Genomic DNA, 15688 nt, shown 5'->3' with positions numbered 1-15688 from the left:
AAAGCCATCACTGGACGAATTTCGCGACTTTATCAGTGCGCATTCAGCGTGGGCGATAGGGGAATACCCTACAGATCCAGGGGTTGTTTTTCCCCTTGCCTGCAGACTGAATCGTCCAAACGTTCAACTTCTTTAATTTGTCTGGAGATGTTCATGAGCACTGCACGTCCTTCGTTGGGGTTTGCCGGAATTGGTCTGATGGGATTGCCGATGTGCCGGCGCTTGTTGGCTGCGGGTTATCCGTTGACTGTCTGGAATCGTTCGGCAGACAAATGCGCGGCATTGGCCGAGGCAGGCGCACAGGTAGTGGCCACGCCGGCCGAGCTATGTCAGTCAGCAGATGTGGTGCTGTTGTGTCTGGCCGATACGGCTGTTGTGCGTGAGGTGGTGTTCGGGCCAGAGGGCGTTGCCGAGGGTGCGAAGGCAGGGCAACTGCTGGTGGATTTTTCCAGCCTGGAGCCAACGGCGACGCGTGAAATGGCTGCCGAGCTTGCCGCGTTGAGCGGTATGAGCTGGCTTGACGCGCCCGTTTCCGGCGGCACCGGAGGGGCGGAGGCTGGCAGTCTGGCAATTATGGTCGGCGGTGATGCTGCGGACCTTGAACGGGTGCGTCCGGTATTACTGACCCTGGGGCAGCGAGTCACGCACATGGGGGCAGTAGGTGCAGGGCAAGTGACCAAGGCCTGCAATCAGATGATCGTCGCCTGTAATGCGTTGGTGATCGCCGAAGTCGTTGCGCTCGCCGAGCAGTCTGGCGTTGACGCCAGTTTGATCGCCCCGGCACTGGCGGGTGGTTTCGCCGACTCAAAACCTCTGCAGATTCTGGCCCCGCAGATGGCTCAGAGCAGCTTCGAACCGGTCAAGTGGCATGTGCGCACCTTGCTCAAGGATCTGGATACGGCGGTGAAATTCTCGCGTGAACAGGGCTCGGCAACGCCTCTCAGCGGCCTGGCCGCACAGCTGATGCGCTTGCACGGTAGTCAGGGTTATTTGCAAAAAGATCCGGCGACGCTGATCGATCTGTACCGACGTAAGGATTGAAACTGGCAAGCGACTGTTCGTTGCGCTGGTTGAGCTGATTGAGGATGGTTCGCAGTTTACTCAAGGGGACGGGGCGGCTTAGCAAGTAGCCCTGGACGAAGTCGCAACTCTGTTGGGCAAGAAACTGGTACTGCTCGATGGATTCCACCCCCTCGGTGATGACTTGCAGGTGCAGGGTGTGGGCCATGATGATAATTGCCTGGACAATTTCCATGTCCTGTCGGCAGCGCGGTACATCCTGAATGAACGAGCGATCGATCTTCAGGGTGTCCAATGGCAGACGCTTGAGATAGGCCAGCGATGAGTAGCCAGTGCCGAAGTCGTCGATTGACAACGATACACCCAAAGCGCGGATATCCTTGAGCAGGGCGATGGTGCTTTGAATATTGCCCATCAGCGCGTTTTCAGTGACTTCAAGCTCCAGCTGGCAGGCAGGGAGTCCAGCTTGCTGCAAGGCGCATTCGACTTCTTCAGCCAGTTCTTCATGGCCCAGGGTCAAAGCCGAGCAATTGACCGTTACTTTCAGCCCTTTGTATCCATGGCGACTCAACAGCGCCAGGTCCTTGCAGGCATGACGCAATACCCAGAGGTCGAGTTCGGCGATCAGGCCGTTGGCTTCGGCGATACCAATAAAACGGTCCGGACTGAGCAAACCGTGCTGTGGATGTTGCCATCGAACCAAGGCCTCGAGCTTGGCTACCTGGCCGGTATGCAGATCGAAAATAGGTTGATAGTGAATGCGCAGACCCTGTTCCTCGAACAGCGCCGTGCGCAACTCTTCCTCGAGTTGCAGTTCCAGCGTCGCGCGGGTCTTGAGGCTGTTATTGAAAAAATTAAGGCTGTTGCGCCCACAGCCCTTGGACTGATAAAGCGCCAGGTCGGCGTTCTTGAGCAGCTCCTCGCTGGTGTGGCCGTCGTCCGGAAAGATGCTGATACCGATACTGGTGGTCATCACCATGCGCCGTCCGGCCAGGTCGATCGGCTCTTTCATCTTCAACATAATGCGTTGCGCCAGATGCCGGGCTTCTTCTCTGCTGTTCAGGGCGATCAGTATGCAGAACTCGTCGCCACCGAACCGGGCTACTACATCATGGCTGCGGGTTGCCGCCTTGATGTAGCCAGCGATGACCTTGAGTAGTTCATCGCCTGCGTCGTGGCCGAGACTGTCATTGATGCGTTTGAAATGATCGATGTCGAGAAACATCACCGCCAGCATGCCGTCGTTGACGGTCTGTTCGACCAGGCGCTCGGCAAACACCTGATTGAAACCACGACGGTTGATCAGGTTGGTCAGGGCATCGTAATGAGCGGCTTGCTGCAAGGAGACGCGCGCCTGATCCAGTTGGCTGAGCAACACATTTACCCGGCGCAGATCGTGCTCTTTGCTTTGTAGTTTTTGATCTGAAAGGGCTGCACTGATACTGCTGGCACTGATTAGCAGGGTGATAAAGGCGATGGTCAGGCTCAGTTGCAAGTTGTTGTCTGCATTGGGTAGCGCCACAGCCGAGTCGGCGGGGATGATCAAGGTCATCGCCCACATGCCGGTGAAGTGGGTGGCAAAGATTCCGCCGGCCATTAACAGGCTTGCCCCGTACTTGAGTAGCTGATGAAGCGTACCGCTGCCGTAGCGGAAGTATCGGGCGAGCAGCAACGCCAGCAGGCTGGTGACGATTGCAATTGCAATCGATGCGACGAACATATCCGGCTGATAAAACTGCTGCGCGTTGGAGTGCATGGCCGCCATGCCTATGTAATGCATAGCGGCAATGCCCAGGCCAATACAGATGGCAGCCTGGAAGAAATGGCGAGGACGTAAGTCCCGATAGCCCAGGGTGTTCATTGCCAGCCATGCAGCGAACAACATGACAATCAAGGACAAACCGGTGAGAGCAAAGTCGAATTGGACTTCAATCGGTGCCTGTAGCGCCAGCATGTTGATGAAGTGCAAGGCCCAGACACCTCCCGCCAGACAACAAGCACCTAGAAGGCGCCATTGCCGTTGGGCGGCAGGCTGCTCAACATGGTTGAGGCGCTCAGCCATGCTTAATGTGGCAAAGCAGCCCGCACCCGCGACCAGAAAAGCCAGAACCAAAAGGTAAGGATTGTAGTTGCACTCCAGAATGATCTGTCCGGTTGCCGGAAGATCGGCGAGCATCTGTAGTCCCAGCCACTCCATAGCTTGCCTCTTTGTCGAGTTTTCACTCGTCCCCCAAAAGCTTGTCTGGAGACTGTTCTGGGGGAGTATAGAAAGAGAGCATTAACCCATCCTGATTAATGGCACTTTGACTTCTACGATTTGGGCATTGGGTTAATAGCGAAGGGGTATAAAACATCACGGGGCAAGCCCGCTCCCAATGAGTTATCAGTGGGAGTGGACTTGCCCCGTGATCATAGCGACGAGATCAGCCTGCGACCAATACTCGAATCGCCTCCAGGCGCAACGCCGCTTTTTCAAGCATCGCCAGGCCTTGTTCACGTTGCTTGCGCAGTGTTTCGATTTCGCTGTCGCGCACGCTTGGGTTGACGGCTTGCAGAGCAGTCAGACGCGCCAGTTCTTCATCGGTTTCTGCCGCCAAGCGACGTTGGGCCTCAGCAACCCGCTCGGTATGACGCGGCATGATCTTGGCTTCACCACTGTTGATCCGCGGCGTAAGCACATCGCGCTGGGCCTGGATAAACTTGTTGGCGCTGGCTTTTGGCACGCTCTCGAGCTGATCGTTGAGGGTCTCGAAAGACACGCGAGAAGCCAGGTCGTTGCCGTTGGTGTCGAGCAGGCAGCGCAGTGCGGCAGGCGGCAGGTAACGGCCGAGTTGCAGCGCCCGTGGCGCAACCACTTCACTGACGTACAGCAGTTCGAGCAAAACAGTGCCTGGCTTGAGCGCCTTGTTCTTGATCAGCGCAACCGCCGTGTTGCCCATCGAGCCGGACAGCACCAGGTCCATGCCACCTTGTACCATAGGGTGCTCCCAGGTGATGAACTGCATGTCTTCGCGAGACAGTGCCTGGTTGCGGTCGTAGGTGATGGTTACGCCTTCGTCGTCGCCCAGCGGGAAGCTGGCGTCGAGCATTTTTTCGCTCGGCTTGAGGATCAGGGCGTTTTCCGAATGGTCTTCGCTATCGATGCCGAAAGCGTCGAACAGGGTTTCCATATAGATCGGCAGGGCAAATTGATCGTCCTGCTCAAGGATTGCCTCGACCAGTGCCTGGCCTTCGCCGGCGCCCCCGGAGTTGAGCTCGAGCAGGCGGTCACGACCGCTGTGCAATTCGGCCTCAAGGCGCTGGCGCTCGGTACAGGCTTCGTCGACCAGCGCTTGCCACTCATCGTCATCACCGCTTTCGAGCAGCGGCAGCAGACGAGGACCGAACTGGTGCTGCAAGGCGTTGCCGGTCGGGCAGGTGGCCAGGAAGGCATTCAGTGCCTGGTTATACCACTGGAACAGGCGCTCTTGCGGGCTGTTCTGCAGATAGGGTACATGCAGTTCAATGGTGTGCTTCTGACCGATACGGTCGAGACGGCCAATACGCTGCTCGAGCAGATCAGGGTGGGCTGGCAGGTCGAACAGCACCAGGTGATGGGCGAACTGGAAGTTACGACCCTCACTGCCGATTTCCGAACAGATCAGCACCTGGGCGCCGAACTCTTCATCAGCGAAGTAGGCAGCAGCGCGGTCTCGCTCCAGGATGCTCATACCTTCGTGGAAGACCGTGGCCGGAATACCGGAGCGAACGCGCAGGGCGTCTTCCAGGTCCATGGCGGTTTCGGCGTGGGCGCAGATCACCAGGACCTTGACCCGCTTGAGCATTTTCAGGGTGTCGATCAACCAGTCGACCCGTGGATCGAAGCGCCACCAGCGCTCTTCTTCGTCGGTATCGGCCTGGGATTGGAATGCCACCTCGGGGTACAACTCGGCATGCTCGCCAAGTGGCAGTTCCATGTATTGGTCAGGGTTTGGCAATGCATAGGGGTGCAGATTGCGTTCTGGGAAGCCCTGAACGGCGGCGCGCGTGTTACGGAACAGCACGCGACCTGTGCCGTGACGGTCGAGCAGTTCGCGAATCAGTCGTGCGCTGGCCTGGGTATCGCCATCGCTGACTGCCGCCAGCAGTGCTTCGCCTTCGGCACCGAGGAAGCCTTCAATGGTAGCGTGAGCCTTGGCCGACAAGCGACCTTCGTCCAGCAACTCCTGCACTGCTTCGGCCACCGGGCGGTAGTTTTCGCTCTCGGCGCGGAAGGCCACCAAGTCATGGAAACGGTTTGGATCTAGCAGGCGCAGACGAGCAAAGTGGCTGTCCTGTCCCAGTTGCTCAGGGGTTGCAGTCAGCAGCAGAACACCCGGAATTACCTCAGCCAACTGCTCGACCAGGGCATACTCGGGGCTGACCTTGTCTTCGTGCCAGACTAGGTGATGGGCCTCGTCGACTACCAACAGGTCCCAGCCGGCGGCGAACAATGCGTCCTGGGCTTTTTCGTCTTCGGTGAGCCACTCCAGGGCAACGAGTGCCAACTGGGCATCTTCGAATGGGTTGCTGGCATCGCTTTCGATAAAGCGTTCGGCATCGAACAAGGCCACCTGCAAGTTGAAGCGCCGGCGCATTTCCACCAGCCACTGGTGCTGCAGGTTCTCCGGGACCAGAATCAACACACGGTTGGCACGTCCAGAGAGCAGCTGGCGATGAATCACCAGGCCCGCCTCGATGGTCTTGCCCAGGCCCACTTCATCGGCCAGCAGTACCCGTGGGGCAATCCGGTCGGCAACTTCGCGAGCAATGTGCAATTGGTGGGCGATGGGTTGGGCGCGCGTGCCACCCAGGCCCCACAGCGAAGACTGCAACTGGCGGCTGGTGTGTTCCAGCGTGTTGTAGCGTAGCGAGAACCACGACAACGGGTCGATCTGACCGGCGAACAGCCGATCGCTGGCCAGTCGGAACTGAATGAAGTTCGACAGTTGGGTTTCTGGCAGGGTGCAGGCCTGGTTCTGTCCATCGAGACCGTGATAAACCAGCAGGCCGTCGACATCATCGACCTCGCGTACGGTCAGTTTCCAGCCTTCGAAATGGGTGATCTGGTCACCGGGCGAGAAGCGCACCCGGGTCAGGGGCGCATTGCGCAAGGAGTACTGGCGAGTCTCGCCAGTTGCCGGGTAGAGCACGGTCAACAAGCGGCCGTCCTGTGCCAGAACGGTCCCTAAACCTAGCTCGGCTTCGCTGTCGCTGATCCAGCGTTGCCCCGGTTGATACTGCTGCGCCATACTGCCTGACTCCCGCCTTGAAAAGCCGACTATCTTAACGGATAGGACTGTACAGACCAAAGAGTCTAGCAATTTCAGCGACAAAAACCGCTGTCGCTATACTTTGAGTCAGTGGCAACCGTGATTTGACCCATAAATACAATATCCCGGCTCAAGGCCGCTTCAGGCGAGCCGACACATTGGCGACAGGAGACCTTGCCCATGCTGCCGCCCATTATTCCGCTTAGCGCTGCCCCCGTTACCTCTCAACTGGACCCGGTCAAGCCGACGCCTGACATCAAACCGGTGGTGCCTACGCAACCTGCTTCCAGCGAAGGGGCGATCGATCTGAAGCACCGTGACCCGGAAAAGTCGGCGTTGTTGTTGCGTGAAGAACAGCGTCGCCATCAAGGCCGACGTCAATCAACCGAGGACGAAGATCATTACCTGGCGCTGCCGGGTGAAGAAACCAATGCCGACAATACTGTTCCCGTCGCACCGCTGATGGATTCGCCCTCACGCCAGGGACTGTTGGTGGATATTGAAGTCTGACGTTCAGCCCGCGACTGGTCAGATAAGACAACAGCCTTCATTATTGCTGGATCGCAGTCCGCTTCCTGAGTCTGACCATGAGCCAAGATGACAATCTGATAGACCTTGGCGCCGAGCGCGCCCGACGTGTTCACGATCTCAATGACAAGCGCCTGAACGAAGTGCGCCAGGCATTCGAGCAGGCCATGCCGTTGGCCAAGGCCAAGAAAAAGCCCAAGGGCAAACCGAAGAAACGTTGAAAACTTGATGCAGGTCAAGCCTGTACCCGCCTCGCGCGCCCGTCTCTGGGCGCCATTGACCTCGGTCAATTTCCTTTCGCAATCCATTGGCTACCTTAGACACATCAACGGGGCAGGCAAATGGAGGCCGAGATGTTCTTCGATAATGTGGTTATCGCTGGAGTAATTACCGTCGGCCTCATGCTGATGTTCTTCGTCGGATTCGGAATTTTCATCTGGAAGGACTCGAACAAGCGCAAGCAGCGCTGATTCTTCTGGAAAATGAGCACGCAAGGCATTTAGGGCGACTTCGGTCGCCCATTTTTTTGTCCGCAATAAACCTTTCAGCTGACACTGGACTTTTATTAGTTAGCTAGCTAATAATCTGTGTCTGAGCTTCTCACCCCATCCTGTCTATCGTTACAAAACAGTCAGCCAAGGTTCGCCCCGTGCCCATCACTTTGCAGGCGCTGTTTGCGCCGAATAAGCCTGCCGTGCAATTTGCTATCAAAACGCTCCTGGGGGGTGGCCTGGCCCTTTGGCTTGCCTTGCGCTGGGGGCTCGAACAACCTGCCTGGGCGCTGATGACCGCTTTCATTGTCGCCCAGCCATTGTCTGGCATGGTCTTGCAGAAAGGCTTGGCGCGTCTGATCGGGACCTTGGTCGGCACTGTAATGTCGGTACTGTTCATCGGTCTGTTTGCCCAGACACCCTGGTTGTTTCTTTTTGCCTTGGCACTTTGGCTGGCCTTGTGCACCGCCTGCTCGACCATGCTGCGCAGCGCCTGGGCTTACTCGTTTGTGCTGGCGGGGTACACCGTAGCGATTATCGCCTTGCCGGCGATCAATCATCCGCTGGCGGTGTTCGATCAAGCAGTGGCCCGGTGTACCGAAATCTGCCTGGGGATTGTCTGCGCCACAGTGACCAGCGCCTTGCTCTGGCCTATGCGGGTCGAGCAACAGCTGGGCGGACAGGCGCGTCAGGCCTGGAGCAGCGGGCTGCAAGCGGCGAGTGCGACCTTGGCCGGTGAAGCCCAGGCACGTAAAGGCTTGCTGGACATTCTTGGGCGCATCGTCGCGGTCGACGCCCAGCGCGAGCATGCCTGGTTCGAAGGGCCGCTTGGTCGCCAGCGGGCCAGGGCTATCCGCGGCCTGAGTCAGAAACTGCTTATTCTTTTGCGCATCGCTCGTTCAGTGCGACGCCAGTGGCAGCAACTGGACGAGCCGCAGGCGCAGTCCCTGCAGCCCTGGCTCGATCAAGTGCACGATGCTCTGGCCGCTCCGGACCAGGCAAGTTTGCTGCTATTGCGTCAAAGAATCTGGGATGCCGCGCACGATGAACGCATCAGCCCGGCAGAACACTATTGCCTGGCGCGGCTGACCTTGCTGTTGGACAACGCCATGGCCGCAACACTCGCATTGTGTGCGGTGGAGGAGGGCAAGGCGCCGCCGGACATACCCGACAGTCTCGCCTCGCATCGTGATTTTCCCCTGGCGCTACTGTTCGGGTCACGCAGTGCCCTGGCATTTTTAGCCATGGCCAGTTTCTGGCTGGCTACCGGCTGGACGGCCGCTCCCGGAGGCATGGTACTGACCTGTGTGGTTTGCAGCCTGTTCGCCAGTCGTGAAAACGGTGCGCAGATCGGCATGAGCTTTATGCGCGGGATTGTGCTGGCGATACCTGTGGCATTTGTTGTCGGGCAGATTCTTCTGCCGCAGTGGAGCGGTTTCGCCATGTTGTGCATGGCCATGGGTGTGCCCCTGTTCTTTGGTGCCTTGGGTATGGCCAATCCACGCATCGGTGCCACGGCGACGTCCTACTGCCTGCACTTCATTGTATTGGTGGCACCACTCAATGCCATGAGCTTTGAAGTGGCAACCTTCCTTAACAGCGCCCAGGCCATGCTAATCGGCGTCGGTGCAGCGGTGCTGGCGTTCAAGTTGTTGGTGTTGCGCAATCCGGCCTGGCACGGTCGTCGTCTGCGTGCTGCAACCCAGAGCGATCTGGTGCGGTTGACCCGCCGCGAACTGCGCGGTGCCGATACCTGGTTCGGTGGCCGCATGGCCGATCGCTTGTTGCAACTGGCGCGCCATTACTCGGCCTTGCCCGAGTATGAGCGCGCTCGCTGGGATGATGGGGTGCATGGCCTGGATATCGGCGACGAACTGTTGCATCTGCGCCATTGTCTAGCGGTGGCACAGCTGCCTTTGGTAACCGCTGAGCGCGAGTACATGCAACAACTGGAGAACGTACTGGCTCGCGGCCCGGCACCGGGCCGAGGCAAACGCCTGGATGCGGCGAGCGCTGCGTTTATTGATGCCTTGCAAACCCAGCCCGCCAGCGATCCCTTGCGTCTGGCGGTAGGTGCAGTGCTGCAGTTGCAACGCAGCTGGAGTAAATGGTGCCGTCGGCAGGAGGAAATTCATGGGCTTGCGTGAGTGGGCACTGGGCGGAGTTCTGCTCAGCCCGTTTCTGATTTATGTGGTGCTGGCACTGGTACTCACCGGTGTGGTGCGCTTGTTGTTGCGCCTGACCCCTCTGGGGCGCTGGGTATGGCATGAAGCACTATTTGATTGTGCGTTGTTTGTGTGTGTATTGACCCTGATAACCCACGGGTTGGGGCCTTTGTAAGGAGAGTCGTCATGCGTGCATTGGTACGTATAGCAGTAACCTTGTGCCTGGTAGTCGTGGCGATTTTTGCCGGCTGGAAACTTTGGCAGTACTACATGCTTACTCCTTGGACCCGCGATGCCAAAATCCGCGCCGACGTAGTGATCATTGCCCCAGATGTTTCAGGTTGGGTGCGCGAGCTCAAGGTGCATGACAATCAGCAGGTCGAGGCAGGGGATTTACTCATGTCGATCGATCGTGACCGCTTCGAGGCCGCACTGGACAAAGCCAACGCGGTGGCCGAAACCCGCCAGCAGCAGTTGCGCTTGCGAGAACATGAAGCTTCACGACGCGCAGCGCTGGGGCCGCAGGCAATCAGCGCCGAGCTTCGCGAAAATGCCCAGATCAATGCCGCAGTGGCCCGTGGTGAACTGCGCCAGGCCCAGGCCGATGTCAAGGCGGCGGCCATCAACCTGGCCCGCAGTCAGCTCAAGGCACCGCGCGATGGCCATATCACCAACTTGCGCTTGGCTGAAGGCAACTATGTCAATGCCGGGCAGCCGGTGATGGCCTTGATCGATGATTCGACTTTTTATGTTCAGGCTTATTTCGAAGAAACCAAGTTGCCCCGTATTCGAGTTGGCGACCCGGTCAAGGTCTGGCTCATGAGTGCCGGTGAACCGATGCAGGGCCATGTCGAAAGCATCAGTCGTGGTATTACCGACCGCAATGCCAACCCTGACAGCCAATTGCTGGCCGAAGTAGAACCGACTTTCAACTGGGTGCGCCTGGCCCAGCGCATTCCGGTGCGGATCAAGCTGGACCAGATTCCCGAGGGAGTGACGCTCAGTGCAGGTATGACGGCAAGCGTGCAGGTTCGCGAAGATTAGTTGCAGCGCTGATCAAGGCTGCTGGCGCGTGGCGGCGAGAACGATTTCGCCAATACACACATGCTGAGGTTGCTGGTAGGCATAGGCAATCGCCTCGGCCACCGGCGAATACTGAACAGCAAGAAAAACCATACCCATCGGCCAAGGTTTTCCATTAACCTTGGGCTCCGAGTCGCTCCGTCAGAGAGCGACCAACATTGCCCAGCGTGCCAATCCCATTCGCCCTGCATCCCAAGGATGCTTCAGTGAGGTTTGACATGCACATCACATCACAGGACATCTGTGCCGCCGCCGACCAGCTCAAGGGTTTTGTCGGATTTCACCGCAAGCTAGGCAAGCACATCGTGCGCTTCAGTGAAGATTCGTTCGGCATGGACGTAGCTGATGACAGCATCATTCCCAGTAACGAGTTTGTCTGGAAGGAAGGCGAGGGTGAAGTCATGACGTTGAGTCGTGCACTCATCGAGATTCTCCTGGCGCAGAATGTTGATGAGCGACTGAATGTCAGCGAGCCCTTGCGGGTTTACCTGCGGCGTCAGGACCTGCCGGAGATTGCTGCGCAACGACGCCTGAAAGCCTGAGGCAAAAAGGGAGTGGGGTCAGCCTACGCAAGCTTCAGTGTGCTGACATCCTGCTGGGAAATAGTGACCTGGTTGCGTCCGCTTTTCTTGGCCGTATACAGGGCTCTATCTGCTTCATCGAGCCAGGCTTCGGCGTCTGCCAGTCTCTCGTGGCAGGTCGCCAGGCCGATGCTCAGACTGATTCGCAGTTCAGGTAGCTGCGCATTACGGTAGTTGCCGACACGCTCGCGCAGGCGCTCCATTGCCTGGCTGGCTTGCTCCATATTGGTGTTGGGGAGGATCAGACAGAACTCATCGCCGCCATATCGACCAGCCAGGTCATCTTCACGTAAGTTGCGCTTGAGCTCGCTGCTCAGTTGGCTTAATACACAGTCGCCGACAACGTGTCCGTAAGTGTCGTTTATGCTCTTGAAGTGGTCGATGTCGATCAGCGCAATCACCGCTTGGCAGCGCTGTTGCTGGCAAATCTGAAATTTGAGCTGCAGCAGATCCTTCCACGATCCATGATTGAGCAGCCCCGTCAGACTGTCGGTGCGACTCAGTGCGCTGAGCCGCCGTTTATGTTCCGAAAGCTTCATGGCCAGGCTGTAGCAGACCCATCCCACCGCCATCGGATAGAGGGTGAGCATTGGCAGGCACGCGTAGATCTGCAGGGAAGACGTTTGTAGTTGCAGGCCAGCACCAAACAGAGCAATGGCCAGTCCCGCGCCCAGGCATTGGGCAACCAAGCCCTTGAAGAACAAGCGCTGGCCGCCGGCGGCGAAGTTGTTCATCGTCATCATCGCCAGAATCGTCACGCTGAGCAGCGGATTGAACTGCACGGCGGCCGTCCAGAACCCGCCCATCAATGAATCGAGCAGCAGATTTCGGTACTCGGCGTGATAGGGAACCGCAGCGCGTCGGGCAATCTGAAAAGCAAGGTGTGGCCAGGCAAGACCATTGAATAGCAGCAAGCCCCAGGCCCATGAGGGCAGGTCCAGGTTTGAAATACCGGCCATGACACTGAGCATGCCGATGCCCAGGCCAATAATACGCGGCAGGTATATCCTTCTTACAAATGAAAGTCCCTTGCCGCTTCTGTTATCCATCATGGTTGCTGGTCTATTCCGGGACGCCGTTTATCGCATAAAACATGTGAATATTGTTGAACAATCTGCGGCCACCGAAAAATGGCCTTACAAGCCAATTCACAGGTGATCCAGCCACCCTGGGGTAATATGAAACCAGCCCTTATCCTTGGAGTGCTCCTACTCATGATCCCTTTGACCCCAAAGGCCGGTGACCCGGCGCCGCATGAGGATGGGCGGTACCACAACCTGCGCCAATTGCCTCAGGACAGCGTGCTGAAAAAATTGCGCATAGGCTTCAAGTTCCTGTTTCTTGGCAAACCGCCCGAAACCCGGCCAAACGTTGAAATCCCGGTTCAGCCGTTGAGTCGTCAGCAATTGCTCGAGGCCCCAGACCGAAGCCTATGGCGCTTGGGGCACTCCACTGTATTACTGAAACTGCGTGATCACTTCTTCATTACCGACCCGGTGTTCGCTGAACGCGCCTCACCCGTGCAATGGGCCGGTCCACAGCGATTTCACCAGCCACCACTCAAGCTTGCAGAGCTACCAGCGCTGACCGCGGTGATTCTTTCGCATGATCACTATGACCACCTTGATGAGCAGGCCATACGCCAACTGGCCGACAAGACCGAGCATTTTCTTGCGCCAATGGGAGTAGGCGACCTGTTGATTGAGTGGGGTGTACCCGCAGCGAAGGTCAGGCAACTGGACTGGTGGCAGGAAACACAGATAAACGGCATTCGGTTTGTGGCGACCCCAGCCCAGCATTTTTCTGGGCGAGGCCTGTTCGATAGCAACAGTAGGTTATGGGCTTCCTGGGTCATTGTGGAAGAAAACCTGCGCCTGTTTTTCAGTGGCGACACTGGATACTTTGAAGGCTTCAAACAAATCGGCGACCGGTACGGTCCGTTCGATGTGACCCTGATAGAAACCGGTGCCTACAACCTTGAGTGGCCCAACGTACATATGCAGCCTGAGCAAAGCCTGCAGGCTCACCAGGATTTGCGCGGGCGCTGGCTGTTGCCGGTGCACAACGGAACCTTCGATCTTTCTGTTCATAGCTGGCATGAACCGTTCGACCGCATCCTGGCCTTGGCCAATGCGGCGCAAGTGCCTCTCAGTACTCCACAGATGGGGGAGCGGATCAGTCTTGACCAGCCTCACAGCGGCCCGGCCTGGTGGTTGCCCAAACCGTTGCGCCAACCACTCAAGGCTGGCGAGCGGGTCATGGCCATGAAGGATCTGTAGGGCGCGCGTTATTTCGATGGGTGGTTACGCGCTATTTCCTTGTCTAAAGCTGGTAGTTGCGAAGGTGGCTTGCCGCTGTCGCTGCGCACCTGAGCATGGCTGATCAGGGCAAAGATGAAGCTGCCACCAATAATGTTGCCAATCAATGTCGGCGCGGCGAAATCCAGCCAGAAGTCCTGCCAACTGACCTCGCCGGCCCAAGCCAGGTAGGACACCTCGACTGAGCCAACGACAATATGGGTGAAGTCGCCCAGCGCCATGAGGTAGGTAATTACCAGAATGATCCAGATTTTGGCGTGCTCCATGGAGGGGATCATCCAGACCATCGTGGCGATCATCCAGCCGGAGACGATGCCTTTGGCAAACATCTGACGTAGATCGTTCTCCATTACCTTGCGACCGATCTCAAGAAAGGCTTCATCGGTCTTACTGTCGAAGATCGGTAAGTGCAGCATTATGTAAGCCACCAGAATGGTGCCGGCGAGATTGCCGAGCAGCACGACCGACCATAGGCGCAAGAGTTGTCCGAGTTTGCGCAGAGTCGGTTCGGTCATCACGGGAAGCACGGCGGTGATGGTGTTTTCAGTGAACAATTGTTGGCGGGCCAGAATCACCGCGAGAAAACCTGCGCTATAACCCAGGCTGGCAATGACCTGGCTGCTATCGCCCTCTGGTAGTCGCGCGTAGAACAGCCCCATGGCCATCATCGATAGTCCCATGCTCAGCCCGGCGGCCAGAGCGGACCACCATAAGGCTGCAAGGGTGCGCTCAAGCTCCTGATCACCCTGGTAGCGGATGATTTCGTGCAAAACAGCCGCACGAGGTGGCTGGTGCTGACTGACTTCCTGCTCTTCATCCGCCGACAGGCCTGGTGTCTTGCTGCTCTCGGATTCGCTCATGACAGTGTCTCGCATGGGGGCATTTTCTACAGAGCATCGCGACTGCTGTTTAGTTGCCTGCCTCCAACACATTGAGTGCAAGTTGTGTCAACTCCAGGCGCTGGTCGACTTGCGTTTGCATGTTGTCCTCCTGGAACCAGGCGGCTGACAAACCGCACCAGGCCACTATCCACTGCAGCAGGCGTTGGCGTGGCAGCTTGGCGAATTCGCAGACAATCTGCAGTCGACTGGTGAAATGCTGCACTTGGCTCGCTACGCCAGGGGAGGGATTACAGAACAGGTTGGCGTAGTCGAAGGTCCGCTCGCCATAAAGGCATTTGGGATCGATGGCCAACCAGCCGTCAGGGCCGAAGTCGAGGACATTGCTGTGATGGATATCACCGTGCAGGACGCGCTCTTCCTGCTGGCTTGCCAGCAGATGGTCGGCGATCTGCGCACTGCGTCTATATAAGTGGCCGTGAAGCTTCGCCGCCTCCCGCAATCCTTGGAACCAGGTCTGCAGATCAACAAGGGGCACTTCAGGTTCTCCGTGATGAGCATGCAAGCGCTCGATCGTCTGGCACAGAATTCGCGTGGCTTGTTGGTCCTGTCCATGCTCTGCGTAATCGATTAACGAGTCCGGGCCTTGTGCTCGCTTGAGCAACAATGCGTTGTCGGCATGAGCCAGCACCTTTGCCGATCCTTGGCCGTTCCACCACTTCATGAGCAGGCCACCGTTTATTTCTTCGGTCACACAGGCAACTTTGAGCATGGCGGGCTGATTGCGATAGCGCACAGGCAATAGGTGGCTGCTGTGTGTGAGTAACGGGGCGCCATCGGCGATCAGTTGCCAGCGCTGTAGGTAGGGTTCGAACATTCGGGGGTTCCTGTATTTGACCTACCTATATATAGCTTTCTGAAACATAGTTGTAATAAGTCCTTGACGCCCCTGCGGATGTGTCTATAATTCGCCCCACTTCCGGCGTAGTCGGAACGGAAAACTCCTTGAAATTCAATGAGTTAGATGTTTCAGGTAGTGCTGGAAGTGCTTCGATCGAAAGACCGGCGGCGGTGAAAAAGGTGGTTGACAGCGAATTGAAACGCTGTAGAATTCGCCTCCCGCTGACGAGAGATCACAGCGAGTTAAGCGGTTGAAGTTGAAAGAGAAATTCTGAAAACTTCAAAATAAACGCTTGACACACTCTGAGGAAAGCGTAGAATGCGCGCCTCGGTTGAAGCGAAAGTCTTCAGCCAACGCTCTTTAACAATCGAATCAAGCAATTCGTGTGGGTGCTTGTGACTCAGACTGATAGTCAGAAAGATTATCAGCATCACAAGTGACTGCACGAGAAGTCGAAAGACTTCGAATTAG

General features: G+C 57.3%; 14 protein-coding genes and 1 pseudogene. 9 read left to right on the top strand and 6 right to left on the bottom strand.

Features of this window, described 5'->3' with window-relative positions; all coding sequences use genetic code 11:
- Positions 1 to 153 precede the first annotated feature (153 nt).
- The gene (locus H8F21_RS26075; RefSeq protein ID WP_203477577.1) at positions 154 to 1041 is read left to right on the top strand and encodes an NAD(P)-dependent oxidoreductase; all 888 of its coding nucleotides are present in this window, start codon (positions 154 to 156) and stop codon (positions 1039 to 1041) included.
- Here H8F21_RS26075 and H8F21_RS26070 read toward each other — a convergent pair.
- The gene (locus H8F21_RS26070; protein ID WP_203585642.1) at positions 941 to 3217 is read right to left on the bottom strand and encodes a putative bifunctional diguanylate cyclase/phosphodiesterase; all 2277 of its coding nucleotides are present in this window, start codon (positions 3215 to 3217) and stop codon (positions 941 to 943) included. The genes H8F21_RS26075 and H8F21_RS26070 overlap by 101 nt on opposite strands.
- 226 nt (positions 3218 to 3443) lie before the next feature.
- On the bottom strand, positions 3444 to 6290 hold the full coding sequence (rapA, locus tag H8F21_RS26065; RefSeq protein WP_203543466.1) for an RNA polymerase-associated protein RapA: 2847 nt from the start codon (positions 6288 to 6290) through the stop codon (positions 3444 to 3446).
- Positions 6291 to 6491: 201 nt separating this feature from the next.
- Between rapA and H8F21_RS26060 the strand changes: the two genes are divergently transcribed.
- The 6 genes from H8F21_RS26060 to H8F21_RS26040 all read left to right on the top strand — a co-directional run bounded on the left by H8F21_RS26060 (position 6492) and on the right by H8F21_RS26040 (position 10539).
- Positions 6492 to 6821 carry an aspartate-semialdehyde dehydrogenase gene (locus tag H8F21_RS26060; RefSeq protein ID WP_203477561.1) on the top strand — a complete coding sequence of 110 codons (330 nt, stop codon included), beginning with the start codon at positions 6492 to 6494 and terminating at the stop codon, positions 6819 to 6821.
- Positions 6822 to 6898: 77 nt separating this feature from the next.
- On the top strand, positions 6899 to 7060 hold the full coding sequence (locus tag H8F21_RS26055) for a hypothetical protein (protein WP_168198438.1): 162 nt from the start codon (positions 6899 to 6901) through the stop codon (positions 7058 to 7060).
- Positions 7061 to 7192: 132 nt separating this feature from the next.
- Complete coding sequence (ccoM, locus tag H8F21_RS29875; protein WP_305956107.1) at positions 7193 to 7309, top strand: cytochrome c oxidase subunit CcoM; 117 nt, start codon at positions 7193 to 7195, stop codon at positions 7307 to 7309.
- A 179-nt stretch (positions 7310 to 7488) separates the two neighbouring features.
- Positions 7489 to 9477, top strand: coding sequence for an FUSC family protein (locus H8F21_RS26050; RefSeq protein WP_203477554.1), 1989 nt, complete (start codon positions 7489 to 7491; stop codon positions 9475 to 9477).
- Positions 9464 to 9670 carry a DUF1656 domain-containing protein gene (locus H8F21_RS26045; protein WP_203585641.1) on the top strand — a complete coding sequence of 69 codons (207 nt, stop codon included), beginning with the start codon at positions 9464 to 9466 and terminating at the stop codon, positions 9668 to 9670. Before H8F21_RS26050 ends, H8F21_RS26045 begins: the two co-directional genes overlap by 14 nt.
- Positions 9671 to 9681: 11 nt before the next feature.
- A complete protein-coding gene (locus H8F21_RS26040; protein WP_203543464.1) occupies positions 9682 to 10539 on the top strand; it encodes an efflux RND transporter periplasmic adaptor subunit in 858 nt (285 codons plus the stop codon).
- Positions 10540 to 10551: 12 nt separating this feature from the next.
- Here H8F21_RS26040 and H8F21_RS26035 read toward each other — a convergent pair.
- A pseudogene (locus H8F21_RS26035) lies at positions 10552 to 10641 on the bottom strand (oxidoreductase); the annotation flags it as partial.
- A gap of 155 nt (positions 10642 to 10796) precedes the next feature.
- On the opposite strand from H8F21_RS26035, the gene H8F21_RS26030 reads away from it, so the two are divergent.
- Positions 10797 to 11120 (top strand): DUF2025 family protein, encoded by a 324-nt coding sequence (locus H8F21_RS26030; protein ID WP_203477550.1) that lies wholly within the window; start codon positions 10797 to 10799, stop codon positions 11118 to 11120.
- Between the two features lie 23 nt (positions 11121 to 11143).
- On the opposite strand, the gene H8F21_RS26025 is transcribed toward H8F21_RS26030, so the two are convergent.
- A complete protein-coding gene (locus tag H8F21_RS26025; RefSeq protein ID WP_203477548.1) occupies positions 11144 to 12211 on the bottom strand; it encodes a diguanylate cyclase in 1068 nt (355 codons plus the stop codon).
- A gap of 126 nt (positions 12212 to 12337) precedes the next feature.
- Here H8F21_RS26025 and H8F21_RS26020 point away from each other — a divergent pair, with 126 nt between their 5' ends.
- A complete protein-coding gene (locus tag H8F21_RS26020) occupies positions 12338 to 13438 on the top strand; it encodes an MBL fold metallo-hydrolase (RefSeq protein WP_203585640.1) in 1101 nt (366 codons plus the stop codon).
- Between the two features lie 8 nt (positions 13439 to 13446).
- Here H8F21_RS26020 and H8F21_RS26015 read toward each other — a convergent pair whose 3' ends face one another.
- Both H8F21_RS26015 and H8F21_RS26010 read right to left on the bottom strand, forming a co-directional pair.
- Positions 13447 to 14337, bottom strand: coding sequence for a formate/nitrite transporter family protein (locus tag H8F21_RS26015; protein WP_203477538.1), 891 nt, complete (start codon positions 14335 to 14337; stop codon positions 13447 to 13449).
- A gap of 49 nt (positions 14338 to 14386) precedes the next feature.
- Positions 14387 to 15193 carry an aminoglycoside phosphotransferase family protein gene (locus H8F21_RS26010; protein WP_203585639.1) on the bottom strand — a complete coding sequence of 269 codons (807 nt, stop codon included), beginning with the start codon at positions 15191 to 15193 and terminating at the stop codon, positions 14387 to 14389.
- Positions 15194 to 15688 lie beyond the last annotated feature (495 nt).

It is taken from the genome of Pseudomonas arcuscaelestis (assembly GCF_016881005.1).
Lineage (GTDB): Bacteria > Pseudomonadota > Gammaproteobacteria > Pseudomonadales > Pseudomonadaceae > Aquipseudomonas > Aquipseudomonas arcuscaelestis.
This window is presented reverse-complemented; position numbering and strand designations above follow the sequence as displayed.